Annotated in this window: 2 protein-coding genes; both read left to right on the top strand. The window is 51.6% G+C overall.

Annotated elements, in window-relative coordinates; translation table 11 throughout:
- The coding region (locus ACIQY3_RS18695) for a hypothetical protein (RefSeq protein WP_403022336.1) at positions 1 to 117 on the top strand (117 nt) is incomplete at its 5' end.
- The coding region (gene infC / locus ACIQY3_RS18690) for a translation initiation factor IF-3 (protein ID WP_403022334.1) at positions 117 to 486 on the top strand (370 nt) is incomplete at its 3' end. The genes ACIQY3_RS18695 and infC, both read left to right, overlap by 1 nt.

Here is a 486-nt window from a genome sequence, read left to right as displayed (position 1 = left end):
CAGACTGTCGCTGTGCGTAATCGTGAAGGTGCTGACCTGGGCTCGATGCCCGTCGCCCAATTCGCTGAGTTCCTCGCTCAAGCGGTTTCCCGGCGTGGTCGCCCAGATTCGGAGTAATTACTATTAAGCGTGAAATGAGACAAGATAAACGAGCTGCACCGAAAGCCCCGATCAACGAGAATATCTCGGCACGCGAGGTTCGGTTAATTGGGGCTGAGGGTGAGCAGCTTGGGATTGTGTCAATTGAAGACGCGCTTCTTAAGGCTGAAGAGGCCAAACTGGATTTGGTGGAAATTTCCGCCGATGCAGTACCCCCTGTTTGCAAACTGATGGACTACGGCAAATCGATCTTCGAGAAGAAGAAACAGATTGCCGCGGCCAAGAAAAACCAGAAGCAGATTCAGGTTAAAGAAATCAAGTTTCGTCCAGGGACGGAGGAAGGGGATTACCAGGTAAAACTGCGCAACCTGGTACGTTTCCTGAGTG

Source organism: Pseudomonas sp. NPDC096950, from assembly GCF_044762525.1.
In the GTDB taxonomy this organism is placed as follows: Bacteria; Pseudomonadota; Gammaproteobacteria; order Pseudomonadales; family Pseudomonadaceae; genus Aquipseudomonas.
Note: the sequence above shows the minus strand (reverse complement) of the source record. Positions and strands in the feature narration are given on the sequence as shown.